Consider the following 25,350-nt stretch of genomic DNA (forward strand, 5'->3'; position numbering starts at 1 on the left):
GGTCGCGAGGCCTGAGCAAAAGCGTTCCCCGTGTCCGACGCTGAACCGACTTTTCACCCGCGACCCCGGCTGCTCGTCAGCGTGCGCGCGCCCGACGAGGCGCTGACCGCCCTCGATGCCGGCGCGGACCTGATCGACGCCAAGGACCCGGAGCGCGGCGCGCTCGGCGCCCTTACGCCCGAGACCGTGCGCGCCATCGTCGCCCGCGTGGGCGGCCGGGCGATCACGAGCGCGGTGGCGGGCGACGGCACCGGCCGAGAGATCGCCGCGGCCATCGCGGCCATGGCCGAGACGGGCATCGACTTCATCAAGATCGCCGTCGGCGCCGCCGGGGACGCGGCGCTGGAGAGGGCCGCCTCCCGCGCGCCGGGCCGGGTCATCGGCGTGCTCTTCGCCGAGGACGGTGTGGCTCAGGATGGCTTGATCGAGGACGCGCCCGGCCGCCTCGCCGCGGCGGGTTTCTGCGGAGCGATGATCGACACGAGCGGCAAGAGCGGCGTGGCCCTAGCTGCCCTCCTGCCCGCGCCGCGTCTCGCCGCCTTCGTCGCGGCCTGCCGGGCGCGGGAACTGATGAGTGGACTCGCCGGCTCGCTGGCTCTCTCCGACATCCCGGTCCTGGCGGCCCTGAACCCGGACTATCTCGGCTTCCGCGGCGGCCTGTGCCGGGCGAGCGACCGGCGGCAGAGTCTCGATGGGGCGCGGGTGGCGCAGGCCGTCGCGGCGTTGCGAGCCGGCCTGCGGGCCGACGCCGCGTGACACCGATGACGCATCCCGAACGCTCCCCGCCCCCCTCTGTAGGGGAGAGGAAGACCGCCGCCGTCGTGAAGGTCGGCGGCAGCTTGATCTCCGATCGAGCGCGATTGCACGCCGTGCTCGCCGACTGCGTCGAGCGGGGACCGGTCGCCGTGGTCCCGGGCGGCGGCCCCTTCGCCGACGCGGTGCGCACGGCGCAGGCCGCCCTCGGCTTCGAGGACCGTCTCGCCCACCGCCTCGCCATCGACGCCATGGGCCGCATGGCCGAGATCTTTTCCGCGATCGAACCGCGGCTCGCCGTCGCCGCCAGCCCGGACGCCGTGGCCGATGCCTTGGATCGGGGCCGTTCGGCGATCTGGGATCCGGTCGCGCTGAAGGCCGGCCATCCCGACATCCCGGAGAGCTGGGATGTCACCTCCGACAGCCTCGCCCTCTGGCTCGCCCGCAGGCTCGGCGCCGGGCGCTGCATCTTCGTGAAGTCGGCAAACCATGATCCGTCCGCCGATCTGCCGGCGCTCGTGCGCTCGGGCCTCGTCGATGCCGCCTTCGCTCGTTTCGCGGCCGCCTTTCCCGGCGAGATCGTGATCCGCGGCCCATCGCCGGAAAGGCACGCCGCGTGAGCGCGCCCGAACACATCGTCCCCGAACATCTGGTCTTCGTCACCGGCAAGCTGGCCCATGCCCGGCTGGAGAAGGTCGCCGCGACCCTTCCGCCCGAGCGCTACGCCTGGAGCATCGCCGATGCGGGCGTGAAGGTGGCCGCGCTGATGACCGAGGAGATCATCAAGCGCCGGGTGACGATGCCGGAGGGGGCGACCCGTATCGTCCTGCCCGGGCGCTGCCGCGCCAACCCGGAGGCTTTGGCCCGACATTTCGGCCTACCGGTCGAGCGGGGCCCGGACGAGATCGTCGATTTGCCGGCTTATCTCGGCCTGAGCGGCCGCAAGGTCGATCTCTCCCGCCACGACCTGCGCATCTTCTCCGAGATCGTCGACGCCTCGAAGATGACGGCGGACCAAGTTCTGGCCAAGGGCCTCGACCTCGCCCGGCGCGGCGCCGACGTGATCGACCTCGGCGGCCTGCCCGACACGCCCTTCCCGCATCTCGAGGAATGCGTGCGCGCGCTGAAACAGGCCGGGCTCAGGGTGAGCGTCGATTCCTTCTCTCTCGACGAGTTGACCCGCGGCGCGCGGGCAGGGGCCGACTACCTGCTCAGCCTCAACGAGGAGACGCTCGATCTCGCCTTCGAGACCGACGCGGTGCCGGTCCTCGTGCCGATGCGGCCCGACGACCTGCCCTCCCTCGACCGCGCCATCGAGCGTATGGAGCGGGCGGGGCGCCCCTACATGGCCGACCCGATCCTGGAGCCGATCCATTTCGGCTTCGTGGATTCGATCGCGCGCTACCGCGACACCCGGGCGCGCTGGCCGAACATCGAGATGATGATGGGCACCGGCAACCTCACCGAACTCACCGAGGCCGACAGCCTCGGCGTCACGGCCCTGCTCGTCGGAATGTGCTCGGAACTCGCTATCCGCAACGTGCTGATCGTGCAGGTCTCGAACCACACGCGCCGCACCGTGGAGGAGCACGACGCGGCCCGCCGGGTGATGTACGCGGCCAAGGAGGACGCGGCCCTGCCCAAGGGCTACGGCCGCGACCTTCTGGCGCTTCACGACAAGCGCCCCTTCGTGCAGACCTCCGATGAGATCGCGGCCCTGGCGGCGGAAGTGCGCGACCCCAATTACCGCATCGCCGTCGCCGAGGACGGCATCCACGTCTACAACCGCGACATCCACCGGACCGGCACCGACGCGATGGCCTTCTTCCCCGATCTGAGCGTGGAGAGCGACGGCGCGCACGCCTTCTATCTCGGGGGCGAGCTGACCAAGGCCGAGACCGCCTTCCGCCTGAGCAAGCGCTACGTGCAGGACGAGCCCCTCGACTGGGGCTGCGCCGCCGACCGCACCCAGGAGGACACCACCGCCTTCAAGGCGGCCGGGCCGACCAAACCCAGCAAGACCAAGTCCGCCCACACACAGCATAGCGGCCCCGAGGCGTCCGAGGCGGCGCGCGCCGCCGCGACGCCGCCGGAGCAGGACGCGGAGCCGCCGCAAACGGAGACCGGACGCGGTTCGGATGAGGCGCGGGACGCGCTCTCCGAGGCGAAGGGCGGGCGCATCGTCTGCGGCCGGCTGGTCCCGGATGACGGTTCGAACGGGGACCGGAGCTGAGATGCCGCTGATCCTGGAGACCGTCGTCACCACCCTCTCGGCGGCGGGCGAGATGCACCTCGTGCCCTTCGGCCTGATCCGGGAGGGCGAGGATTTCGTGCTGGCCCCGTTCCGCCCCTCGCCCACCATCGAGAACCTCGCGGACCGGCCGTATTTCGCGGCCTCCGCGCCGAGCGACGTGAGGGTGATCGCGGGCGTCGTCACCGGACGGCGCGACTGGCCGGTGGTGGATTGCGATCACATTCCCGGGAAGCGGCTGGCCGAATGCTTCGGTCATGCCGAGTTCGAGGTGGCGGCGATCGACGAGGACCCGCAGCGTCCGCGCTACCGGGGGCGGATGGTGCATGCGGCCGGCCACGTGCCGTTCATCGGCTACAACCGGGCGCAGGGTGCGGTGATCGAGGCGGCGATTCTGTCCACGCGGCTCCACATGCTGAGCCCGGAAAAGGTCCTGACGGAGATGGCCTATCATGCCATAGCCATCGCCAAGACCGCCGGCCCGGCCGAACTCGAGGCCTGGGACTGGATCGAGGACAAGGTCGCGGCAGCGCTCGGGCGCAGCGAGCGCGTGCTCGACCCCGCCAGCCGCCCTTCGTGACGCAGGAGATGCTTGCTTCGATGCGGATCGCCCTTCTCGCCGCCGCGGCACTCGCCCTGACCGCCGTGACGTCCGAGGCCCAGCACGCGCCGACCCGGCGCAAGATCGTCGAGACCATCACCATCGACGCCTCCGCCGACAAGGTCTGGGCGGTGGTCGGCAATCCGGCGGATGCGGGCTGGATCGAGAACGTGGCGGGCGCGGAGCAGACGGGCACGCCCGAGAAGCCCGCCTACCGGCTGACGCTGAAGAACGGCCACGCCATCGTCGAGGAGGCCCGCAAGATCGATCCCGAGCGCAGGAGCTTCGCCTACTACATCCTGCAGAACGAGGTCTCGGACCTGCCGGCCAAGGCCTATTCGGCGACGATCTCGGTGCAGCCCGAGGGGGACCACGCCGCGACCGTCGCGTGGAAGGCCGCCTTCTACCGCGGCCATCCGAACAACGACCCGCCGCCCGAACTCAACGACGAGAATTCGGAGAAGGCCGTGCGGGCCTGGGTTCATGCCAGCCTTGAGAACCTCAAGGCCCGGCTTGAGAAGGGCGGCTCCTGACGAGGGAGCCGTCCGCGAACGAGGGGTGAGGACGCCGCCCTCCGGCGGCTTCGATGGGAGGAGAGAAAAAATGAAGTTCAGAACGCTCGCCGCCGTGGCGGCGCTCGCCACGGTGACCTTTTCGGCGCAGGCTCACGGCCCCACGCGCCAGAAGGTGTCCGAGTCGATCGAGATCAACGCACCCGCCGACAAGGTCTGGGCGATGGTCGGCAACTTCCAGGACGGCAGCTGGATTCCCGTGGTCGAGAAGACCGAGGGCAAGGGCGGCAACGAGGTCAAGGCGACCCGCACACTGACGCTCAAGGGCGGCGCTACGGTCGAGGAAGAACTCGCCAAGTACGACGCCGAAAAGAAGACCCTGATGTACCGGATCACCAAGGTCGACGTGAAGACCCTGCCGGTGAACGACTACTCCTCCACCATCGAGGTCGAGGGTGACGGTGCCAAGACCAAGATGACGTGGCGCGGCGCGTTCTATCGCGGCTACATGAACAACGATCCGCCGCCCGATCTGAACGACGAGGCCTCCAAGAAGGCCGTGCAGGGCCTCTACAAAGCCGGCCTGGAGAACGTGAAGGCCAAGGCCGAGAAGGGCTCGTAAGGGGTCGATGATGCGGGACGCCGGCGTGCTGCGATCCTTTGGCCGGGCACGCCGGCCGAACCCTCTCTCCTCCGCGGGAGAGGGCGTTCCTCGAAAGGTTGAGAAGAGCGCCGCTTCCGGACGATGCGGGGCCGATCCCTCTCCCGCCTGCTCCGCAGGCCCCCTCCCCCGCCGAGGGGGAAGAGCTTTTCCGCGCCTCGCCTATCTCCTCATGCTCGCCGGCTCCCCTGCCCTCGCGCAGGAGGCGATCGTCACGGCACAGCTCGGCAACGCCGTCGAGATCGTGGACCTCGCCTCGAAGAAGGTCCTTGGCTCGATCCCCGTCCCGGGCGCGCCCGCCGGCATCGCCCTCTCCCCGGATCGCAAGACCGCTTACGTCACCCGCCCCGAGGGCAAGGGCGTCGCGGTGATCGATCTCGATGCCCGAACGATGCGCGCGAGCCTCGACCTGCCCGGCGGCCCCCTCGGCATTGGCGTCAACCCGGTCTCCGGCGAAGTCTACGTCGCCGACTGGTACGGGGCGCGCGTCTTCGTGCTGCGCCCGGACGGCGAAGGCCTGAAGCGTGAGGGCGAGATCGCCACCGGTCAATCGCCCTCGGGCCTCGCCGTCACGCCGGACGGCGCGACGCTGCTGGTGGCCAACCGGGAGGCGGATTCCGTGTCCGTGGTCGATCTGGCGAGCCGTCGGGAGACACGGCGCATCGCCGTGGGCGGGCATCCGTTCGGCCTGACCCTCTCGGCCGACGGTCGGCAGGCCTACACCGCCAACGTGACCTCGAACGATGTCTCGGCGATCGATGTCGCCGCGGGCCGCGAGACCGGTCGGGTCGCCACCGGCCAGCGCCCCTACGTCATCGCGCTCGCGGGCGGCAAAGGTTTCGTCACCGACCAGTATTCCAACACCGTGACGGTGTTCGACCCCGCGACCCTGAAGACGCTCGCCGCGATCGATGTCGGCGACCACCCCGAGGGTATCGCCACCACCCGCGACGGCAAGACCGTCGTCGTCGCCAACTGGGGCGACAACGCCCTGAGCCTGATCGACCCCTCGACCCTCAAGGTCACGGGCACGATCGAGACCGGTGACGGTCCCCGCGCCTTCGGGGATTTCCTGCGCTGATCGGCGGCGCCCGGACCGGTTCAGGCCGCCGCGGGCGGCTCGCCGGACCCGCCTTCCGTGGGCGAGTTGAGGACATCCTCCAATTCGTCCACGAGGCGGTCGATCTGATCCTCGCTCGCCAGCACCTTGGTGGTCCGTCCATCCTCGGTCACGAAGGCCAGCTCGATGGCCTCGCCGCTCCGGGCCGCCAGGATCCGGGCGAGCTTGTTGCCTGCGGTCATTCGCATCTCCTCGTTCCGTGTCGCCCCCGTCAACGCGCGGGGGCGGCCCCGTTCCTCACGCAATCAACCCGACCGCGACGGCCGGCCCGCAGGTCGAGACCCGGTCCGATCCCGTCCCAGCAAGACGCCCGGCGATCACCTCCGTAAGCGGCAGCGGCCGGCGTCCGAGCCGCGCGGCGAGGCGTTCCGCCAGGAAGCGCCCTGCGCCGCAGACGATGAGGGGCGCGTCGGCGGGCAGATCGGGGCGCGAGAGCAGGGTCGCGGCAGCGTCGTGCAGGGGTCGTATCTGCGCCTCCGCGAACCAGCCGGCCAGCGCCCGCCACTCGTCCGCGCTGCCCTCTCCCCGGTCGCGGCCGACCATGCGGGCGAGCCGCGTCTCGGTCTCGGGGAGCGACTTCCCCTTGAGATCGGCGCTGTGCTGCTGGTCGGCGCCCTCGGGCAGGTCGCCGATGAGGCGGTAGATGTCGGCGGTGTTCGCAAAGGTCTCGGCCATCAGCGCCGTGCGCCGGCCGCGCCAAGGCGCGTGGGTCGCGAAGGCCAGGAGCGGCGTGCGCACCACGCCCGTATAGACGAGTTCGCCCGTCTCCAGCCGCTCGGCGTCGCTGTAGCCGCGGGCGGCGGGCTGCCCGTCCACGATCGGAATCAAGTCGGCGGTGGTGGAGCCGATATCGACGAGCAGGGCGTGGCGCGCGTGGCGCCCGACCAGCGCGGCGGTGGCATGCCAATTGGCCGAGGCGATGTCGGCCGCATGGGCGCGGGCGGCGTCCGCCGCGACGAAGCCGGAGTGGCCGGCATAGATGCGCACCGCCCCCTTGAGCGTCGCCGCGGCCCAGGTCGAAAGCTTGTCGACGCCGTCGTTGCGGTCGGCGAAGCAGTCGGTCAGTTCGCCCGTCATGGTGACCGCGTGAGCGGCCTCGTCCCGCGCCCAGTCCGGCAGCGTCGCGAAGCTTTCGTCGAGGGCGCGCACGCCGCGCCAGAGGGCGCAGGGGGCCTGCACCGCCTCGACCACGCGGCCCTCCTCGATCAGCGCCGCCTTGACATGCACCCCGCCGAGATCCCACCCGACGACCCTGGTCAATTTCCGGTTCACGCGATGTCCCAAGGTTTCGAGGAGCGCCCGGTTCCCTTCCGGCTGATCCCGGTGATCGATCTGCGCCGGGGCCAAGTGGTGCGCGCCCGCGCGGGCGAGCGCGACGGCTATGCCCCGATCGACACCCCCTTGGCCAGGGGCTCCGCCCCCGCCGACATCGCCCGCGCATTGATCGACGCGGTCGAGGCGGATCTTCTCTACGTGGCCGATCTCGACGCGATCATGGAGCGCACCGAGCCCGACCGCGCCAGCCTGGAAGCGGTGGCCCGGGCCTGTCCCGGAGTCGCTCTCTGGGTCGATGCCGGATTCTCCGATTTGTTGGGAATTGAGCGATTCGGCGGGCTCGGGCTCGGGCGTCCGGTGATCGGCAGCGAGAGTCAGAGGGACGCGGATCTCGTGCGCGCGCTGGGACACCGCGCCGTGCTCTCCCTCGACAGTCGCGGCGAGACCCGGCTCGGGCCGGATGCCCTGCACGACGATGCGGGGGCATGGCCCGACGATGTGATCGTGATGACGCTCGCCCGGGTCGGCACCGGCAGCGGTCCCGATCTTTCCGGAATTTCACGAGCCATCGCGGCGGGCGGAGGCCGGCGGATCTACGCGGCGGGCGGCGTGCGGGGCCCGGACGACGTGGCGCAGCTCATCGAAGCCGGCGCGGCCGGTGCGCTCGTCGCCTCGGCCATCCACGACGGACGGCTGCGCTGAGTGCGTTGTCGGGTCGATCGGTGTCGGCCCCGTCGTCCTCGCGCGCGTCAGCGCAGCGATCCGGGGGTGCGACCTCTCCGGATCATGCGGAGCACGGGATGGCGTCGGCTTTGCCTCGCCATGACGAAGCAAGCTCGCTCCCGGCCTGGAGCCGCGAGATCGGCATCGCCCAAAAAGAAAGGGACGGCCGAAGCCGTCCCGATCCGTTAGCGTCCAAGGAAGATTGAAGCCAGTCGCTGGAGCAGACCCCGCGGTGCGGGCGGAGGCTCGCTCTGCCCAGGACTGCCTCCGATCTAAGCGTTGGCGGCGAAGGGGTGGGTCGCCGACTTGCGCTGCTCGGTGACGACCGAAGCCTTCGGCTCGCCGTTCACGGCGCGCTGGATCGAGAGCTTGGTGGCCTCGTAGTTGTACTTCTGGATCTTGGCGTCGTCGGCCGCTTCCCAGTGGATGAACACGCCGACCAGCACGTACAGGTCGTCGGCTTCGTCAGCCGGGATGATGCCTTCGGCAACCGCGTCCTGCACGGCCATGGCGACGCCATGCTGAGCCGGGCCGAACATCTGGACGGCCTGACGGGCGTCGTTGATGGTGACCTTGTTGAACATCAGCGTGTTCGGCTTGCACGGCAGGTTCGGCGCGATCACGGCGAGCAGGCTGGTGAAGCCGTGCTTGTTGTTGACCAGACCGTTGCAGAAGGCCGTCTCGGCCGGCGAACCGCGCGGTCCGATGATGAGGTCGATGTGGGCGACTTCGTTGCCGTCGCCGACGAGGGCCTCGCCGACCTGAACCTTGGTGATCTTTGCCATTCGGGGTCTCTCCCTGGATTCCTGAAAAAAGGCCCGCCCTGAGAGGAGGCGGGGCCTGGAAGCCATCCTTGTTTGCGGCGCCCGGCTGAGAGCCGAGCCGGTTTGCCCGGATAGCGGGGCGGACCCTACAGCGGGCCCTTCCGCCGAACAACCCGCGCAAGACCCTGAAATCCGCGATTTTTTGGAAGTCTCGGGGCCTTGACGGAGAAGAATTCATCCCCTCGCGGGCGAGGGCTCACGCCCCCTCGCCGCGTGCCGCCAGAAGCGCGTCGAGGAACAGCGTCGCGACCGTGAAATCGGCGCTCGTGCCCGGGTTGAGGCCGGCCTCTTTCAGCAGCCTGTCGTGGGCGAGCAGCGCCGCGACGGGCGCCGCAGCGAGGTCGATCCGGGACAGCCGCGTCTCGGCTTCCGCCCGCACCGCCTCCGCCCGCTCCGGCCCGAACTTGCGGGCGATGTGGCTGTCGGGCACGCCGGTCAAGTAGGCGAGATGCACCGCCGTGGTGGTCCAGGGCGGCGCGAGCCCCCGCGCCCGAGTACCCGCGAGCGCCGGAAGCCCGATCGCGAAGAGATCGCGATACCCGTCGGTATAGGCGCGGGCGATGCGGTCGCGGGGAGCGGCTTCCGCCATCGCGTCGCCGAGGGACGGGACCGGCCCTTCGGCGGCGACGTCGTGGCGCTCCGCACGCCCGAGCCCGCCGGGATTGGCGTGACGGATCGCGGCGAAGACGTCCTGCGCATCCGTTTCATCGAAATTCGCCAGCACGCCGTCGAGGCGCTCGCGCAGCGGCCCGGCCTGCTCCGCGGCGCGGGCCAGCGGCGCGCAGAGCAGCAGGATGCCGAGATTGGTGTTCTGAGCGACCGCGGCGAAGGTCGCCTCGACCCCGCCGCGCACCCGCTTCCCCACCCGGGCGCCCGGCGCGGCGAGGCTTGGTGCGGAGACGTCGGCGCTGGTCACGAAATCGGCCACCACCATGCGGTGACCGGGGGCGTAACCGTGGACGTTGCCGGGTTTCAGCGCATCGAGTTCGGCGAGGCAGGCGGCGCGGTAGAGGTCGGCCACCGTCGCCGCCGGCAGGCCGCGGGGCGCCGCCGCGCTCATCCGAGTGCCGAGACCAGCCGCGGCGGGCGCGCCGCGCGGACCGCGTTGAGGAAGCCGCGGGCGACGGCACCGGCGATGTCGACCTCCGTCACCTGCTGCAGCCCGGACCAGGCGGGCATGGAGTTGACCTCCAGCACGAGGAAGTTGCCCTCCCCGTCCTCGACGAGATCGATGCCGGTGTAATCGACGCCGATCGCCGCCGCCGCGGCCTCGGCCAGTTCGGCGGCGCGGGCCGGCACGTCCCAGGCGAAGGGCCGGCCTCCCCGGTGGACGTTGGTGATCCAGCCGTCGCCCTCGCGGATCATGCCGGCGATGGCCCGGCCCTCGCAGACGAAGACGCGGTAGTCGCGCCAGAGCCCGTCGGCGCGGGGCACGTAGCGCTGGAGATAGTAGACGCCGCTCACCGCCTCTTGAGCCGGCAGATCCTCGGGGGTCTCGAGGAGCATCAGACCCTCGCCTTGCGAACCGAACAGGGGCTTCAGCACGATGGGCGTTCCGGGCCGCGCCTCGCGGGCGACGATCTCGGCCGCGGCCTCGCGCTTCGAGACGACGAAGGTGTCCGGCGTCGGAAGGCCCGCGCGGGCGATCAGCAGCGAGGTCGCCGCCTTGTCGACCGAGCGCTCGATCGCCGTCGGCCCGTTCCAGACGGTCACGCCCGCGGCCACCAGGGCGTGGAGCACGCCGAGCCGCATGGTCGTCGCCTCGAAGGTGCCGCCGGCGATGGTGCGCAGCAGGACGCCGTCGGGCAGGCCGTCGGCGAAGCCCGGCACCCGCAGGGGCTCAGCCCCAGCCGTCACCACGGCGACGTCGGCCAGCGAGAACAGCACCGGCTCGACGCCGAAGCCGCGCAGGGCCTCCCGCAGCCGCGCCTTGTGCCAATTGCCGTTGTCGGCCGCGAGCCCGATGCGCATGCGTTCTTTTCCGTTTTGCTTCCCTCTCCCCTCCGCGGGAGAGGGTGGCTCCCGAAGGGGGTCGGGTGAGGGGCCGGCTCAGCCTTCTCCGGAAGCGTCGCTCCCCTCTCCCGCCTGCTCCGCAGGCACCCTCCCCGCGGAGGGGGGAGGGTTTTCCGCGCGCCTCTTACGTGAACGAGGCGTCCACGAGCTGCGGCTCCAGCCGGCCGCCGCGGAACGACTTGCCGGTCTTGACCGAGGTGACGATGGCCTCGGCCGGGGAGAACAGCGCACCGTCGATCTTGTAGAAGTCGCCGTTCACCCGCGAGAAGATCTCGGCGAAGGGCGCGCCGTGGTCGGCGGAGGTGGTGGAGGGAAGCTGCTCGGCGAGTTGCTTGGCGTCCGCGTCGTCGGCATCGACGAAGAGCTGCACCCGGCCCCCGTAGATGATGGCGTCGTTGGTGCGGCCCATCGCCTGAATGAAGTCCGGATGCTGGGGCGAGAGCGGCGCCGAGCCGATGCCGTCGAGGATCTTGTGCAGGTCGAAGCCGACGGTGTGCGCCTTGTGCAGCGCCACCTCCAGCACGCGGGCCACGACCTGGGTCGCGCCGGCGAGGCTCTGGGTCGGGGCGTAGATGAAGGTGACGTTCTCGGCCGCGATGCCCGTGGCGGCGGCGACCTTGTTCACCACCGAGGCCGGCGGGGCGCTCGCGGATTCGAGCACCAGGGCGGTCTTGGTCGCGTTGTCGCGGTAGCCGAGCTCCTTGTAGAGCTCCTCCACCACGGCGACCGCGCGGCCGGGGCCCGATCCGAGGGCGAAGAAGCCGGAATCGCCCTCCTCGTCGGCGAGGCTCCAGCCGGCATACTGCGAGCCGAGGCAGGCGAGCACCGGGTCGGCGGAATGGACCACCACCGTGTAGGGCCAGGAGGCGACCGGGCCGATCGGCGCGATCGTGACCGTGCCGAGGCCGCCGAGGCAGATCTCGGCGATGCGCCGGCCGGCCTCGATGGAGCCGCGGGCGTTGGCGCCGGCATCGACCGTGCGCGCGCCGTTCTCCTGGGCGACGATGAGCCGGAGCTTGGCCGCGTCAGCGACGAGGCTCTCGACCAGCGGTGCCGCCAGGGCGTTGAGGCTCGGGGCGCTCGTGTTGGAACTCATGACTGTTCTCCGTCTCCTCCAGCAGAGTGCGGACCTGGGCGGTCCGGCTCCGCAATTCTTCTTTGACCGTCACGGCCTCCGGCCCGGAGGCCGTGACCGTGCAGAGCGGCGCGTCGCGGGCCACCGGGCTGCCCACCCGCGGCCGATCGTGAACGTGGTCGGGCCAATCGAGCGGCGGCATCGCTGGGCAGGTCCGGGCCGCGTAACAGATCTCGGCGCCTGTCGCATCCGTCGGTGAGGCTTCGATGGCAGGCATGCGGCCGAGGCTCGCCTCGATATGCTGGAGCAGCAACGGCGTCGGGCGGCGGTCGAGCACGTCGAGGGTCGCGCCGGGGCGCGGGTTGATCTCCAGGAGCCACCAGCGTTCGCCCTCCACGAGGCAATCGGCGCTGGCCAGCCCCGTCAGCCCGGTCTCGCGCGCCAGCCGAAGGGCGGCCTCCGCGATCCGCGCCTCGATCGCCGGCGGGATCGGCTCCGCCTCGTCGCGGCCGCGGGCGAGGGCGCCGGCATAGCGGAACGGCCGGAGCGGCGAGGGTGCCTGCCACTGCTCGGTCAGCGCGAGCGGCTCGATGCGGCGCCCATCGGACAGAAAATTCAGGGCGAAGGCACGGCCCGGCATGCGGGCCTGGAGGTAGTGGCCGGGCGGGGTCGACCCCGTCGCGCTGGCGCGGATATGCGAGCCTCCGCAGCCGCCGATCCGCTTGACGAGCCAAGCATCCCGATCCGCGACCGGGCCGGCGGTGATGGCCGGGTGCGGGATCGCGAGGCGCGCGCAGAGCGCGGCAAGGCGGAATGGGTCGTTCAGCGCCGCGACCGTCTCGGGGGCGGCGCCGAGAAGGCGGTGGCGGGCGCCGATCTCGGCGATCAGGTCCGGCGCGCCCTCGAAGCCGCTGCCGAGCACGATTCCGAATTCGGCCCCACCTGCCTGTTGCGACAGCGCGGAGAGCGCCGACAGCACGCCGGCCCGGTCGCGGGTGCCGGCGCCGAAGCGCCCCGGCAGCGTGCGATGGCTCTCGGCCAGCGCCAGCGTGTCCTCGTCGCCGAACAGGTCGAGCACGAACGGCCGCAGGCCCGCCCGCCGCGCGGCCTGGGCCAGCGCCCGGCCGGACTGCGCGGCGATCAGGACCGCGCCGCCCTCGGGCATGGGTCGCGGGATCAGCGTCGGCCTCAGCCGGCAATCTCGACGGCGAGCTTGTAGGCGTCGCGGAAATCGAGGCAGAGCGGCTCCTGCGCCTCCAGCATCTTCCGGAACAGGCGGCACTGGGTCTGGTACTTCACGTTGCCGACCGCGAGCGCACCGATGCCGACGCCCTTGCCGACCGGCAGCGGCACGTCCGTGGCGTTCACGTCGATGCCGGCAATGCCGGCAGGCGGCACGGCGTTGACGTCGGAGGCGACCAAGAGCTTGGGCGCGGATTCGAGATCCTCGGCCGTCAGGATCGAGACGCCGGCGGGTCCGGCCGAGAGGATCACGTCGGCATCGGCGATGGCCGCGCGGCGCGCCTCGGGCAGGGTGCCGTCGACGGCGCCGACCTCGATGCCGAAGCGCCACTTCATGGTGAAGGCGATCTTCGAGACGCGCTCCTCGCCGTCATGGCCGACGAGCACGCTCTGGGCGCCCTCCAGTGCGCCGATCACCGCGGCGACGTAGGCGACGACGCCCGCGCCTCCGAAGATGACGATGCGCTTGCCCTTGAGGTCGGTGTCGAACTTCGCCTTCAGGGCGCGGGAGACCTCGGCGACCATCGCCGCGCCGGTGGTGAAGGAGCCGGCCGGGTCGGCGAAGACGTGATTCACGAAGGGCGGCACGAAGGCCTTCTTGGCCCGGTCCACCATGTCGAGGGCCAGTTCGGCGTTCTTGCCGCCGATGAAGAGGCCGGTGCGCACGCCATCCTGCGGCGCCCGGGAGAAGATCGAGTCCTGCGTCAGCGAGACGACATCGGCGAGATCGACGCCGGTATAGGGGATCAGCGTCTCGAACCCGGCATCGATCGCCATGTTCACGTCGAACGGGCTCATGTGCTTGAGCGGCGTCAGCATGTGCAGGATCGAGCGGGCCATGATCTTCGTCCTCCCGTGAGCGCGCCCTTTGCGGGCGCCAAGTCTCTCTTCACGAAACATCCGCCGCGCCGCCGAGGCCGAAGGGTCTTCGGCCGGCGGCCGCGCGTTCCCGCGAGACCCGTTCAGGTGCAAAGCCGGAACGGCCGGCACCGGTCAAGCGCAGGTTTCTTTGCAGCGCCGAAAAGAAAAGCTCTACAGTTCGGTCACCGAGGCGCCGACATTGCGCCCGCGGGCGATGACGAAACGCAGGCGGCCCGGCCGTTCCAGGGACGCGACCAGCGCCTCCGCCTCCCGCTGCGAGGGCAGCAATGCGAATCCGGTCGGCCCCCAGGAACTCTGTCCGTAGCCCGGCACGCCCATGGCCGCGATGGCGCCCAGCGCCTCGGCCACGGCCGGGCTCGCGAAGCGTCCGCCCTGGTGCGGGGCGAAATGATCGCCGACGCGCTTCTGGATCTCGGTGATGCCCGCCCCGAAGCCGTCCGGCTCGGCGGTCGCGGCGGCCGGCAGCACCTGCATCAGCACGATCCTGCAGATCTCGGCGGCACCGGCCGCCGCGAAGGGCGGCAGGTCGCGGAACGCCTCCGTCTCCCGAGAGCCATGCACCCCGGTCATGGCTTCGTCGAGGATCAGCACGATCCGCCAGTCCTCCGGGTAGGGCAGCCGAGCGATCACGGGAGGCGGCGCGCCGGAATCGTCGCGGCCCCCGTCCACGATCAGGCCGCCCTCGGTGAAGGCGGCGAGCCCGACCCCGGAACGGTTGCCGCGGTCGAGCACGTCGGCGAAATCGGCCGGTGCGAAGGGACGTCGGTTGAGGCGGGCCAGGGCGGCGGCGACCGCCAGCGCCACCTGCGTGCCCGAGCCGAAGCCGGCATGGGGCGGGATCGTCTCCTCGACCTCCACCGCCACGTTGTCCGGCACATCGAGATAGGAGGCCGCCGCGAGCAGGTTCGCGCGGACGCGCTCGGCCTCCGGGCCATGGGCGGAGACGCGCTTGGCGGGACGGGCGACGAGTTGCACGGCCGGCGCGTCGAGGGCCAGCCCGATGCTCCCGAAGCGGCGTCCGAGACCGCCGTTGAGATCGAGGAAGCCGAAATGCAGGCGCGCGGGGGCACGGACCCGGACGCCGGCTCCGGCGGGCTGCGCGGTCGTGCTCACGGTCTGACCCGTCGGTTGCGGGACCTCGGCCACGGTCTTTCCCTTCCGCCAACGCCTCCGGCCGGCGGAGACGCGCCCCTCGGGGCGGCCGGCTTGTCCCATGTGGCGGCGCCCGGGACAACCTCGTCCGCGCGCATCGGCGCCGGAGCCGATCCCGGCCGTCGCCCCACGAAATCCTCGGCCCAAACTTCGCCGGGGGCTTGCGGCCTCCTGCACAGGAATGCAAAACCAGCCCGCTCCCTTTGCGGAGCCGGTCCGAGCCCCTGCCCTCGAACCCGAACCGGGTTTTCGAAGTCATCGAGGCTCCACCAGGAGTGCCCGCGGCGCTCTTCGGACATGACCGTCTTTCGCCCCGCCCTGACGCGGGGATGCCCGAAGAAACGACGGCGAGGAAGCATGGCAGCCTGGGTGAAGGGAGGCGCGGCGGATGTGGACGCGGCGGTCGAGGCCGCCGTCGACCTGCTCGCCGCGGCACGCGTTCCGGTGCTGGCGGGCCTGAGCGCCGACGTCTCCGCGCTGCGCGCCGCCTATCGTCTCGCCGAAACGCTCGGCGCCTCGCTCGACCCGGTTTCCGGCCCCAGCGTCTACGCCGAACTCGGCGCGCTCAGCGCGGGCGGCGTCATGACCACGACCCGCGCCGAGACGATCGGCCGGGCCGACGTGGTGCTGGTCCTCGGCAATCGCCCCTGGGACGGCGACCTGATCGGAGAGATCGCCGCCGCGGCCCCGAGCCGCGGTCGCGCGGCGGGCGCCGAGCGCGCCCTGCTCTCGCTCGGCGGCCCGCAGAACGGCGCGATCCGCCACGTCGCCTACGCAGCCGAAGCCGGAGGCCTTGCCGTCTCGCTCGGGCATCTGCGCGCCTTCGCCAAAGGCCATCTCGCGGGCGAGGCCGCCTATGCCGATCTCGCCAAGCGCCTGTTCGCCGCGCGGTACGGCGTCGTCGTCTACGACCCGGAGGAGGTCGGCGAACTCGGCGTGGAGATGCTCCAGGGCCTGATCCGCGACCTCAACGAAACCACCCGCTTCTTCGCGCTCACGCTCGCCGACCCGTTCCAGGGCCGGGCCGCCGTGCAGCTCTCGGCCTGGACCACGGGCCAGGCGCCCCGCGTCGGCTTCGGCCGACATCAGCCGGAACACGATCCCTGGCGCTTCGACAGCGCCCGCCAGATCGCCGCGGGCGAGGCCGACGCCGCCCTCTGGCTCGCCTCCCTGCCCGCTCCGCGCCCTGCTTGGCTCGGCAGCCTGCCCACGATCGCCATCGTCGGGGAGGGCTCGACGGAGGCGGCCGGCGAGACGGCCGACATCGTCATCACCGTGGGCGTGCCCGGCGAGGGCGTCGGCGGCGCGCTCTGGAACGAGCGGCGCGGCGTCATCGCCTATACCGAGCCCAAAGGCCCGTCGAAGACCGCCGAAGCGCTGACCGCGTCGGGCGTGCTCGCCCGCATCCGTGATCGCCTCATCGAGAAAGGTGTCTCATGCTGACCCGCATCCACGGCGGACGGGTCGTCGATCCGACGGCCGGGCGCGACGCCATCGGCGACGTCTGGATCGAGGACGGCCGCGTCGTCGCGCCGAGCGAGCGCGCGCCCGACCGGACCATCGACGCCACGGGCTGCGTGGTGATGGCCGGCGGCGTCGAGGTCCACTCGCACATCGCCGGCGGCAACGTCGTGATGAGCCGCCTGCTGCTGCCAGACCTCTACGTCAGCGAATCCGCGCCCAACGGCCACCCCTTCGCCCATGCCGGCGGCTCGGGCAGCTGGATCGGCGCCAATTACGCGCGGATGGGCTACACGACCGCGGTCGAGCCGGCCCTGCCGCCCTCGAACGCGCTGGCGACCCATCTCGAACTCGCCGACATCCCGCTGCTCGACCGCGGCGGGCTCGCGGTGATGGGCAACGACGACCACCTGCTCCAGCTCCTGCGCGACGGCGAGGGCCGCCAAGCCGTTCGCGATCTCGTGCAGCAGACCCTGGCCCATTCGCGGGGCCTGGGCGTCAAGTGCATCAACGCGGGCGGCGCCTCGGCCTTCAAGGACGGCGTCTTGAAGCTCAGCCTCGACGACGAGATCCCCTGCTACGGTCTTTCCACGCGCAAGATCATGTCGGCCTTGCTCGACGCGGTGGAAGAGATCGGCGTGCCGCACCCGCTGCACGTCCACTGCAACAATCTCGGCCTGCCCGGCGCCGACGACTCGCTCGTCGCGACGCTGGAGGCGGCCGAAGGCCGGCGCATCCACTTCGCCCACGCCCAGTTCTACGCCTATGGCGTGGTCGATCCCGAGAACCCTATGACGGGCGGCTTCCGCTCGGCGGCCGAGCGCATCAACGCGGCGATGGAGGAGCACCCCAACGCGACCTACGACGTGGGTCAGGTGGTGTTCGGCCAGACGGTGACGATCTCGCTCGACATCCTGCGCCAGTTCGGCGGCCGCAAGGGCGCCAAGCCGAAGAAGTGGGTGCTGACGGCGGGCGATGCCGAGGGCGGCGGCGTGGTGCCGTTCCTCTACCGGCCGCGCGGCCCCGTCTCGTCCCTGCAATGGGCGATCGGCCTGGAACTGATGCTGCTCTCAAGCAATCCCGAGCGCACCATCCTGACCACGGATCACCCGAACGGCGGCGTCTTCACCGAGTATCCGCGCATCATCCACCTGCTGATGGATACCGAGGAGCGCGCGAAGGAGATCGCGACGCTGCCGGCCATCGTCGGCGAGCGCTCCGGCCTGCCGAAGATCGAGCGCGAGTACACGTTCAGCGAGATCGCGCAGCTCACCCGCTCAGGTCCGGCCAAGCTCCTCGGCCTGACCGATCGCGGCCACCTGCGCGAGGGCGCCAAGGCCGACGTCGCGATCTACCGCGACGAGCGGGACCGCACGGCGATGTTCTCCCGCGCCAAGCTGGTGCTGAAGGACGGCCAACCGATCGTCGAGGACGGCGAAGTTGTCGCCTGGTTCTCGGGCAAGACGCTCAGCCTCGACGTCGAGGCCGATGCGGGCATGGAAAAGCGCGCCGAGAGTTACCTGCAGGACCGCTTTGGCGCCGGGCTCGACACCTTCGCGGTGCCGGATGCCGCCTTCCCGGAGAATACCGGGACGTTCGAAGACGTGGCGTGTCGGGCATGATGTCGAGGGTGATGGGACGGAATCGATGAGCGACTTCACCCTCAACGGCATCAAGGTCGAGGACACCTTCGCCGAGGCCTTCGACGTCGCGGGGACCGCGATCATCGTCACCAACGACACGCCGAAATGGGCGATGATCGCGGCGACGGTGATGACGGGCTTCGCCACCTCGGTGATCGGCTGCGGCGCCGAGGCCGGCATCGACGCCGAGCTGTCTCCCGAGGAAACGCCCGACGGGCGCCCCGGCGTGCGCATCCTGCTGTTCGGCTTCGAGCCGAACGGGCTCAAGGACCAACTCCTCAAGCGCGTCGGCCAGTGCATCCTCACCTGCCCCGGCACCGCCTGCTTTGCCGGCGTCGAGGGGCCGACCAAGATCAAGCTCGGCGGCGCGATCCGCTATTTCGGCGACGGCTTCGCGGTCGCCAAGCGGTTGCCCGACCATGAGGGCAAGATGCGCCGCTACTGGCGCATCCCCGTCATGGACGGGGAGTTCCTGTGCGAGGATTCGGTGCGCGCGGTGGACGGCGCGGTCGGCGGCGGCAACCTGTTGTTCCTCGGCCGCAAGCACGCCGACACGCTCGTCGTCGCCGAGATCGCTGTCGAGGCGGCCAAGGCCGTGCCCGGCGCGATCCTGCCCTTCCCCGGCGGCATCGTCCGCTCCGGCTCGAAGGTCGGCGGGCGCACCAAGGGCATGATGGCCTCCACCAACGACGCCTACTGCCCGACGCTGAAAGGCCGGGCCGGCTCGGCGCTGCCGCCCGAATGCGGCGTGGTGCTGGAGATCGTCATCGACGCGCTGACGTCCGCGGCCGTCGCCGAGTCGATGCGCGCGGCGCTGCACGCCGCCACCGAGATCGGCGCCAAGCACGGGCTCGTGGCCGTCACCGCCGGCAATTACGGCGGCAACCTCGGCCGGCACCACTACCACCTCCGCGACCTGTTGGAGAAACCCGCCGCATGAGCACGCTGAGACTGCGCGGTGATCTGCCGGAGCGGGTCGACCTTCTCAACATCACTCCCCTCGCCTTAAGCGGATTGTCCGAGGCCGAGGCGGGCAAGCTCGCCATCGGCACGAGCCGCCGCGGCCTGACCCTCGGCGACGTGTTCGAGATCCGCCTCGACGGCTCCGACAGCCTCGTGATCGAGGGCGGCTCGTCCCGGCTCGACCGGGTCGGCGCGGCCCTGTCCGAGGGCTCGATCCGGGTCGAGGGCGATGCCGGCCAGCGCCTCGGCGAGGGCATGGCAGGCGGCGCGCTCACGGTGACGGGCTCCGCCGGCCCCTACGCCGCCACCGGCGCCACCGGCGGCACGATCACGATCCAGGGCGATGCCAGCGACCACGCGGGCGGCGCGGTCTACGCCGCCAAGGCCGGGCTCGACGGGGCCACGCTCGTGATCGGGGGCAAGGCGGGCGACCATCTCGGCGACCGCATGCGCCGCGGCATGATCCTGGCCGGTTCCGCCGGGGCCTTCGCGGCCTCCCGCATGATCGCGGGTACGATCCTCGTCTCCGGCGCGCTCGGCGACCATCCGGGCTACGGCATGCGCCGCGGCACGCTGATCGCCGGGAGCCACGGCGCGCTGCTGCCGACCTTCGTCGAGACGGGAACGCCGGATCTGGTCTTCACCCGGCTGCTGGCCCAGAGCCTCAAGCGCCTCAGCGTGCCGCAGGCCGGCCTGCTCGGCGGGACGCTCCGGCGCTATTCCGGCGATCTGGCGACGCTCGGCAAGGGCGAGATGTTCGTGCCGGCCTGATCGGCAGGATTTTTCCGGCTTGGCACGGCAGGTCGCAGGAAAATGACTTGCCGGCCTGCCGTTTCCTCCCACCTTGCCTCGGACCGAGGCGCACGGCAGCGATCCGTTCCTGCCGCGGCGTCCTCTCCGAACCGAGGCCGCGCGCATGTTCCTGCTCCTGTCCGTCTGCCTGATCGCCCAGCCGGCGAAGTGCCACGACGAGCGGATCAACCTGAACTACGACAATCCGAACCCCTTCCTGTGTCTGCGCAACTCGCAGAGCACGCTCGCGGCATGGCAGGAGGAGCATCCGGATTATCACGTGAAGAGCTGGCGCTGCGCCCCGAAGGGCAGTCTGCCCAAGGACCTGTAGGCCGGGTCTGAAGCCGGCTCGGAGTCCCTTGAGGCACCGCGCGGGCGGTGACATGGTCCGGCTGCCGGTCCTGCGGCGGAGACGGAGATCATGCGCTCGCTGAAAGCCCGGTTTGCCCTGCTGCTCGGTGGCACGGCCCTGCTCGCGCTGCTGGCGGCGGCCGGCGTGCTCTGGTCGATCCGGCTCACCGAGAACGTCATCGAGCGCACGCTGGCGGCCCAGCACCGGATGGAGCTTCTCGCCGAACTCTCCGGCCGGCTCGCGCAATACGGGTTCGCCGCCATCGAGAGCGTCGGCAACCCGGACGCGCCGCCCGAAGCGCTCTCCGTGACCCGCGACCGGGTCGATCAGGCGCTGACCCAGGTCGACGACGCCATCGGCAGCGGCATGGCCCTGAGCAGCCGCCTGGAGGATCGCATCCAGTACGTCGCCCGCACCCGGCCGCTCGCCAACGTGCGCGCCGCTCGGGCGATGCTCGACCGGCAGGTCACCCTGGTGCGGCGGGAAACCGATCCCGACCGGCGCAAGACGGCGATGCAGGGCGCCCTCAACGCCTTCGGTGCCATGACGGGCCCGCCGCTCTCCCTGCTGATCGAGGCGGAGCGGCGCAGCATGAATGCGGGCTCGGAAGATGCCCGCACCCTGTCGCAGCGTCTCACCGCCGTCTCCCTCACCGCCGTGGCGCTGGCGCTCGCCTTCGTGGCGGTGCTCTACCGCTCGGTCACGCGGCCGACCCTGGCGCGGATCGAGGAGATCCGCCGGGCTGCCGGCGCGGTCGGCAGCGGGGCGCTCGACACCCGGCTCTCGGTCGAGACCCGCGACGAGCTCGGGCTCCTGGTGGCGAACTTCAACCGGATGGCGGCGCGGCTCGCCCGCCGCGAGGGCCGGCTCGCCGCCGACCGGGCCGCGCTGGAGGACACGGTCCAGGCCCGCACCGCCGATCTGCGTGCCGCCAACGAGCGGCTGGAGATGGTGGACCGCTCGCGCCGCCGCTTCTTCGCCGATGTCAGCCACGAGCTGCGCACGCCGCTCACCGTCATCCTCGGCGAGTGCGACCTCGCCCAGAGATCGGCGGAGCGCGCGGGCGGCCGGGCCGTCGATCACGGACCCGTCTTCGCCACCATCCGCAAGCGGGCGCAGCGGCTCAAACGGCGGGTGGAGGATCTCCTGCGCGTGGCCCGCTCGGAATCCGGCCAGATCGAACTCGACCGGCGTAGCGTGAGCGCGGTCGCGGTGCTCGGCGACGCCGTGGACAGCGCGGGCTCCGAGGCGGCCCGCCGCCGGGTCGAGCTCAGCCTGGAGCCCGGCGACCGCGACATCGAGATCAGCGCCGACCCGGAATGGCTGCGTCAGGTCGTCGAGAGCCTGATCGACAACGCCCTGCGCCACGCCACCGGCCTGACCCGCATCGTCGTTTCCCTGAGCGGGCGCGGCACAGCGCAGGGCAGCCGCGCCCGGATCGTGATCGAGGACGACGGTCCCGGCTTCCCCGAGGAGGGCGAGGGACTGTTCGAGCGCTTCCGCCGCGAGGCCCGGCCCGGGGAAGCCGGCTTCGGCATCGGTTTGGCCCTGGCGCGCTGGGTCGTTGAGCGCCATGATGGCGCGATCAGCCTCGGCAGGGCCGAGCATGGCGGCGCGCGGGTGGTTCTCGACCTGCCCGCGCTCGATGACGGCGCCGTGCCGGAACGGAACGAGGCGGGGCAGGAGAGGATCGCCGCCGCATGACGACGCGCGTATTGATCGTCGAGGATGACATCGACATCCGCGGCATTCTGGCTCGTGGGCTGGAGGCGGAAGGCTTCTCCGTCGGCGTGGCCGGCCGGGTCGAGGACGCACTGAGTGCCGCCCGGGACGAGGCCCCGGAGGCGGTGGTGCTCGACATCACCCTGCCCGACGGCTCGGGCCACGACGTCTGCCGCTCCCTGCGCGAAGGGGGCTATCCCGGAGCGATCCTGTTCCTGAGCGCTCGCGACGAGGTGCGCGACCGGGCCGAGGGGCTGGCGCTCGGCGCCGACGACTACATCGTCAAGCCCTTCGTCTTCGACGAGCTTCTGGCCCGGCTCCAAGTGCATCTGCTCCGGCGGCGGGAGGCGGACACCCCGCGCACCGTCTTCACGGCCGGCCGTTTGACCCTCGACGTCAACATCCGTCAGGTCAGCTTCGGCGAGGCCTCCGCCCGGCTCACCCCGCGGGAGGCGGAACTGCTCGCCCTGCTGATGCAGGAGGTCAACCGCCCGATCTCGCGCGGCGAGATCTTCGACCGGCTCTGGGCGAGCCAGGGCGGCCTCTCGCTCAACGTGGTCGATGTCTATGTCGGCTATCTCCGCTCGAAGCTCTCCGATTTCGTGCGCCTGGGCGGGCCCGTGATCGTCACGGTGCGCGGCAAGGGCTTCATGCTCGACCTGCGCGGCCAGGATTTCCGCCACTGAAGCGAAACTCAGGAGCGGAGCCTTCACTGCATCGGATGCGTGCTCTTCCCGGCGCCTTTCGGCGTCGCGCCCCAAAGACCTGTCTTCACGCAAGCCCGCAGGGGACACGCGTCCGAGCGTAACAGCCTGAACCTCCGGACCATCCACCGAGAACCGGCTCGGAGAAATCCTCGTGGGCCGCTTCGCGGCAGCATCACGCGGGCTCGCGCAGGATCCATTGGAGGCCCCCAAGCGTGCGGCCGTCCTTACAATATAGTGTAGTTTATTAATTCTGCCAGCGTAGGTTTTCGCGGACAAGCCGCGACTTCCTGCGAGGGACGATGACGATCAAGACCCGCTTGGTGGGCCTTATCACTCTGCTCAGCCTGACGATTTTTGTTTTCGCCGGCCATGGCAGCTTCGATGCCTGGAGAGAGTCGGAAAAGGCGCGCTACGCCCAGCAGCTCGCCGGCATGGTCTCGACGCTGACACGCGGCATGCAAGGCCTGCGCTACGAGCGCGGCGCCACGACCTCGGCCCTGGCTCTCGAACAGGACAATCTCGGTGCCAGCCTCGCCGACATGACGGCCCGCCGGAAGGCCGTCGACGGTTCGCTGTCCTCCGCAGGCGAACTCGTCTCCGCCACCGAACTGGATCTGAAGGCCGTCAGCGAGCGCTACGAGGATCTGCGCCGCATCCGCATCGAGGTCGACACCGCCCTCTCCAAGCCGGTCGCGGAGCGCGACAAGGCCCTCTCGCGCCGTATGGCCGAGCAGTCGGTCGCCCTGTTGCGGGCGCTCGAGGCGCTTATCGACACGACCGAGATGCGCCTGCGGCAGGCCGATCCCCGCATGTCCAACCTGCTCCGGGCGCGCGGTCTCTCCTGGACGACCCGGAACCTGGCCGGCGACGCCACGCTGATCGTCATCGACGTGCTGGCTCAGGACAAGCTGATCTCGGCCGCGCAGGCGACGGAATACGCGGCGCTCGATCGGGAGACGAAATTCGTCTTCCAGCTCGTGCAGTCGATCGCGGAGGGCGAAGCCGGGGCGGCCTCGCTCAAGGCGACGATCAAGGCCGCGCAGACGAGCTATTTCGACGGGGTTCTGGCGGAGCGCATCCGGGTGGTGAACCCGGCCCTGGCGGATCGCTCGCTCGCGCGCCCCGGCGTGGCCGCCTACCGCAAGCAGTTCAATGTCGGGCTCGACGCCCTGGCGGACGTCGTCCTCGTCGCCGTCGCCGAACTCGACGACATGGCGCAGATCACGGCCGAGGCCGCTCGGCAGCGGCTTCTGCTGCAGGGGCTCCTGAGCGTGCTGGCGCTGGCCCTCGCCGTCGGCGGCGTGGTCTGGGTGGTGCGCGGCGTCACGAATCCCCTCGTCGCGATGACCGGCATCATGACCCGGCTCGCCAATGGCGATGCCGGCCTCGACATCCCCTTCCGTCGGCGGCGCGACGAGATCGGCGCGATGGCCGGGACCGTCCAAGTGTTCAAGGAGAACCTGCTGCGCACCCGCGCGCTGGAAGAGGAGAGCGCGGCGGCGCGGGCTTCCGCCGAGGAGCAGCGCAAGGTCGGCATGCGGAAGATGGCCGACGCCTTCGAGGCCGCCGTCGGCGGCGTCCTGACCGAGGTTTCGGGCTCGGCGACGCAGTTGGAGGCGACGGCCCGGAGCATGAGCACCATCGCCAGCCAGACCGCGAGCCAGTCGTCCACCGTCGCGGTGGCCGCCGATCAGGCGGCGGCAAATGTCGGCATGGTTGCGGCCGCCGCCGAGCAACTCGGCGCCTCCGTCCTCGAAATCGGACGGCAGGTCGACGGGTCGGCCCATCTCGCCCGCGTCGTGGTCACGGAGGCCGACGCGACGGCCGAACTGGTGAACGCTCTCAAGGATGGCGCGACCCGCATCAACGACGTCGTCGGGATGATCGCCAGCATCGCCGGGCAGACGAACCTTCTCGCGCTCAATGCCACCATCGAGGCGGCCCGCGCGGGCGAGGCCGGTCGCGGCTTCGCCGTGGTCGCGGCGGAGGTCAAAGAGCTCGCCTCCCAGACCGCGCGGGCGACCGAGGAGATCTCCCAGCAGATCGCGATGATCCAGGGGTCGACGGACGAGGCCGTGCAGGCCGTCATCTCGATCACCGACCGCATCCGCGAGATTTCCGGCCTGACGACCTCGATCGCGGCGGCGGTGGAGGAGCAGGGTGCGGCGACCCAGGAGATCGTCCGTAACGTCGCCCAGGCGGCCCAGGGCACCGGCGAGGTGACGACGAACATCGCCCGCGTCGCAGGGACCGTCGAGGAGACCGGGGCGGCTTCCAGCCAAGTGCTCGCCTCGGCCACCCAACTCGCGCGGCAATCGGATCACCTCGGCCGGGAGGTGGCCCGCTTCCTGGGAACGGTGCGCGCCGCCTGATCCGGCATACAGACCCCGGTGCCTCCCGCGGCGGCGTCCGCGGAATCGAACGCCGTCGCACGGGCTCCGCCGCGCGGCGGGTTCGATCTTGAGCGGTGTCCGCCCGGAGGCGGATCGACGCACCCATGATCTGTGTCCCGCGCCGTGAGCCGAGGAACGACCAAAGTCCATGGCCGCGCTCACGCGAACTTGGGAGGAAACGGCAAGGTAGCTCTTGCGGGGCGCGCCCAAATTGGCGATATACCTCCGGCGCA

At 71.0% G+C, this 25,350-nt stretch carries 25 protein-coding genes; 16 read left to right on the forward strand and 9 right to left on the reverse strand.

What is annotated here, in order from left to right; all coding sequences use genetic code 11:
- The first annotated feature begins 30 nt into the window (after positions 1-30).
- The 7 genes from BY998_RS21385 to BY998_RS21415 all read left to right on the forward strand — a co-directional run bounded on the left by BY998_RS21385 (position 31) and on the right by BY998_RS21415 (position 5,859).
- Positions 31-756, forward strand: coding sequence for a (5-formylfuran-3-yl)methyl phosphate synthase (locus BY998_RS21385; protein ID WP_110353719.1), 726 nt, complete (start codon positions 31-33; stop codon positions 754-756).
- A 5-nt stretch (positions 757-761) separates the two neighbouring features.
- Entirely contained in the window at positions 762-1,373 is a 612-nt protein-coding gene (locus BY998_RS21390; RefSeq protein ID WP_110353720.1) for a uridylate kinase, read from the forward strand.
- Positions 1,370-2,986 (forward strand): DUF6513 domain-containing protein, encoded by a 1,617-nt coding sequence (locus BY998_RS21395; protein ID WP_245421692.1) that lies wholly within the window; start codon positions 1,370-1,372, stop codon positions 2,984-2,986. Before BY998_RS21390 ends, BY998_RS21395 begins: the two co-directional genes overlap by 4 nt.
- A gap of 1 nt (position 2,987) precedes the next feature.
- Positions 2,988-3,584 carry a DUF447 domain-containing protein gene (locus tag BY998_RS21400; RefSeq protein ID WP_110353721.1) on the forward strand — a complete coding sequence of 199 codons (597 nt, stop codon included), beginning with the start codon at positions 2,988-2,990 and terminating at the stop codon, positions 3,582-3,584.
- 20 nt (positions 3,585-3,604) lie between these two features.
- On the forward strand, positions 3,605-4,138 hold the full coding sequence (locus BY998_RS21405; RefSeq protein ID WP_110353747.1) for an SRPBCC family protein: 534 nt from the start codon (positions 3,605-3,607) through the stop codon (positions 4,136-4,138).
- A gap of 70 nt (positions 4,139-4,208) precedes the next feature.
- On the forward strand, positions 4,209-4,739 hold the full coding sequence (locus tag BY998_RS21410) for an SRPBCC family protein (RefSeq protein ID WP_110353722.1): 531 nt from the start codon (positions 4,209-4,211) through the stop codon (positions 4,737-4,739).
- Positions 4,740-4,749: 10 nt separating this feature from the next.
- Complete coding sequence (locus BY998_RS21415) at positions 4,750-5,859, forward strand: YncE family protein (protein WP_110353748.1); 1,110 nt, start codon at positions 4,750-4,752, stop codon at positions 5,857-5,859.
- 20 nt (positions 5,860-5,879) lie between these two features.
- Here BY998_RS21415 and BY998_RS21420 read toward each other — a convergent pair whose 3' ends face one another.
- Together BY998_RS21420 and BY998_RS21425 are read right to left on the reverse strand one after the other, a co-directional pair.
- Positions 5,880-6,080 carry a hypothetical protein gene (locus BY998_RS21420; protein ID WP_110353723.1) on the reverse strand — a complete coding sequence of 67 codons (201 nt, stop codon included), beginning with the start codon at positions 6,078-6,080 and terminating at the stop codon, positions 5,880-5,882.
- Positions 6,081-6,135: 55 nt separating this feature from the next.
- Positions 6,136-7,170, reverse strand: coding sequence for a hydantoinase/oxoprolinase family protein (locus BY998_RS21425; protein ID WP_110353724.1), 1,035 nt, complete (start codon positions 7,168-7,170; stop codon positions 6,136-6,138).
- Between the two features lie 3 nt (positions 7,171-7,173).
- On the opposite strand from BY998_RS21425, the gene BY998_RS21430 reads away from it, so the two are divergent.
- Positions 7,174-7,875, forward strand: coding sequence for a HisA/HisF-related TIM barrel protein (locus BY998_RS21430; RefSeq protein ID WP_110353725.1), 702 nt, complete (start codon positions 7,174-7,176; stop codon positions 7,873-7,875).
- A gap of 293 nt (positions 7,876-8,168) precedes the next feature.
- Here the strand turns inward: BY998_RS21430 and fae are convergent, their stop codons facing one another.
- The 7 genes from fae to BY998_RS21465 form a co-directional block, all read right to left on the reverse strand.
- Positions 8,169-8,681, reverse strand: coding sequence for a 5,6,7,8-tetrahydromethanopterin hydro-lyase (gene fae, locus BY998_RS21435; RefSeq protein ID WP_003604760.1), 513 nt, complete (start codon positions 8,679-8,681; stop codon positions 8,169-8,171).
- Positions 8,682-8,916: 235 nt separating this feature from the next.
- The gene (locus BY998_RS21440) at positions 8,917-9,780 is read right to left on the reverse strand and encodes a triphosphoribosyl-dephospho-CoA synthase (RefSeq protein WP_110353726.1); all 864 of its coding nucleotides are present in this window, start codon (positions 9,778-9,780) and stop codon (positions 8,917-8,919) included.
- Positions 9,777-10,691: a RimK family alpha-L-glutamate ligase gene (locus tag BY998_RS21445; protein WP_110353727.1), complete on the reverse strand. Its 915-nt coding sequence runs from the start codon at positions 10,689-10,691 to the stop codon at positions 9,777-9,779. The genes BY998_RS21440 and BY998_RS21445 overlap by 4 nt, the downstream gene beginning before the upstream one ends.
- A gap of 166 nt (positions 10,692-10,857) precedes the next feature.
- Positions 10,858-11,829: a methenyltetrahydromethanopterin cyclohydrolase gene (gene mch, locus BY998_RS21450; protein WP_110353728.1), complete on the reverse strand. Its 972-nt coding sequence runs from the start codon at positions 11,827-11,829 to the stop codon at positions 10,858-10,860.
- Complete coding sequence (locus BY998_RS21455; RefSeq protein WP_110353749.1) at positions 11,759-12,886, reverse strand: ATP-grasp domain-containing protein; 1,128 nt, start codon at positions 12,884-12,886, stop codon at positions 11,759-11,761. The genes mch and BY998_RS21455 overlap by 71 nt, the downstream gene beginning before the upstream one ends.
- 110 nt (positions 12,887-12,996) lie before the next feature.
- Positions 12,997-13,890 carry an NAD(P)-dependent methylenetetrahydromethanopterin dehydrogenase gene (gene mtdB, locus BY998_RS21460; protein ID WP_110353729.1) on the reverse strand — a complete coding sequence of 298 codons (894 nt, stop codon included), beginning with the start codon at positions 13,888-13,890 and terminating at the stop codon, positions 12,997-12,999.
- A gap of 192 nt (positions 13,891-14,082) precedes the next feature.
- Entirely contained in the window at positions 14,083-15,045 is a 963-nt protein-coding gene (locus BY998_RS21465) for a beta-ribofuranosylaminobenzene 5'-phosphate synthase family protein (protein ID WP_110353750.1), read from the reverse strand.
- Between the two features lie 396 nt (positions 15,046-15,441).
- Here BY998_RS21465 and BY998_RS21470 point away from each other — a divergent pair, with 396 nt between their 5' ends.
- The 8 genes from BY998_RS21470 (at position 15,442) to BY998_RS21505 (ending at position 25,096) form a co-directional block, all read left to right on the forward strand.
- Positions 15,442-16,527, forward strand: a complete 1,086-nt coding sequence (locus BY998_RS21470; protein ID WP_110353730.1) for a formyltransferase — start codon at positions 15,442-15,444, stop codon at positions 16,525-16,527.
- Positions 16,521-18,167: a formylmethanofuran dehydrogenase subunit A gene (locus tag BY998_RS21475; protein ID WP_110353731.1), complete on the forward strand. Its 1,647-nt coding sequence runs from the start codon at positions 16,521-16,523 to the stop codon at positions 18,165-18,167. The genes BY998_RS21470 and BY998_RS21475 overlap by 7 nt, the downstream gene beginning before the upstream one ends.
- A gap of 25 nt (positions 18,168-18,192) precedes the next feature.
- Positions 18,193-19,128, forward strand: coding sequence for a formylmethanofuran--tetrahydromethanopterin N-formyltransferase (gene fhcD / locus BY998_RS21480; RefSeq protein WP_110353732.1), 936 nt, complete (start codon positions 18,193-18,195; stop codon positions 19,126-19,128).
- A complete protein-coding gene (locus BY998_RS21485) occupies positions 19,125-19,922 on the forward strand; it encodes a formylmethanofuran dehydrogenase subunit C (RefSeq protein WP_110353733.1) in 798 nt (265 codons plus the stop codon). Before fhcD ends, BY998_RS21485 begins: the two co-directional genes overlap by 4 nt.
- A 145-nt stretch (positions 19,923-20,067) precedes the next feature.
- Entirely contained in the window at positions 20,068-20,274 is a 207-nt protein-coding gene (locus tag BY998_RS21490; protein ID WP_110353734.1) for a hypothetical protein, read from the forward strand.
- Between the two features lie 90 nt (positions 20,275-20,364).
- Entirely contained in the window at positions 20,365-21,999 is a 1,635-nt protein-coding gene (locus tag BY998_RS21495; protein ID WP_110353735.1) for an ATP-binding protein, read from the forward strand.
- Positions 21,996-22,703, forward strand: a complete 708-nt coding sequence (locus tag BY998_RS21500) for a response regulator transcription factor (RefSeq protein ID WP_003597598.1) — start codon at positions 21,996-21,998, stop codon at positions 22,701-22,703. Before BY998_RS21495 ends, BY998_RS21500 begins: the two co-directional genes overlap by 4 nt.
- Before the next feature lie 320 nt (positions 22,704-23,023).
- A complete protein-coding gene (locus BY998_RS21505) occupies positions 23,024-25,096 on the forward strand; it encodes a methyl-accepting chemotaxis protein (RefSeq protein WP_245421693.1) in 2,073 nt (690 codons plus the stop codon).
- Positions 25,097-25,350 lie beyond the last annotated feature (254 nt).

Origin of the sequence: Methylobacterium sp. B4 (assembly GCF_003201865.1) — a bacterium.
Classification (GTDB): domain Bacteria; phylum Pseudomonadota; class Alphaproteobacteria; order Rhizobiales; family Beijerinckiaceae; genus Methylobacterium.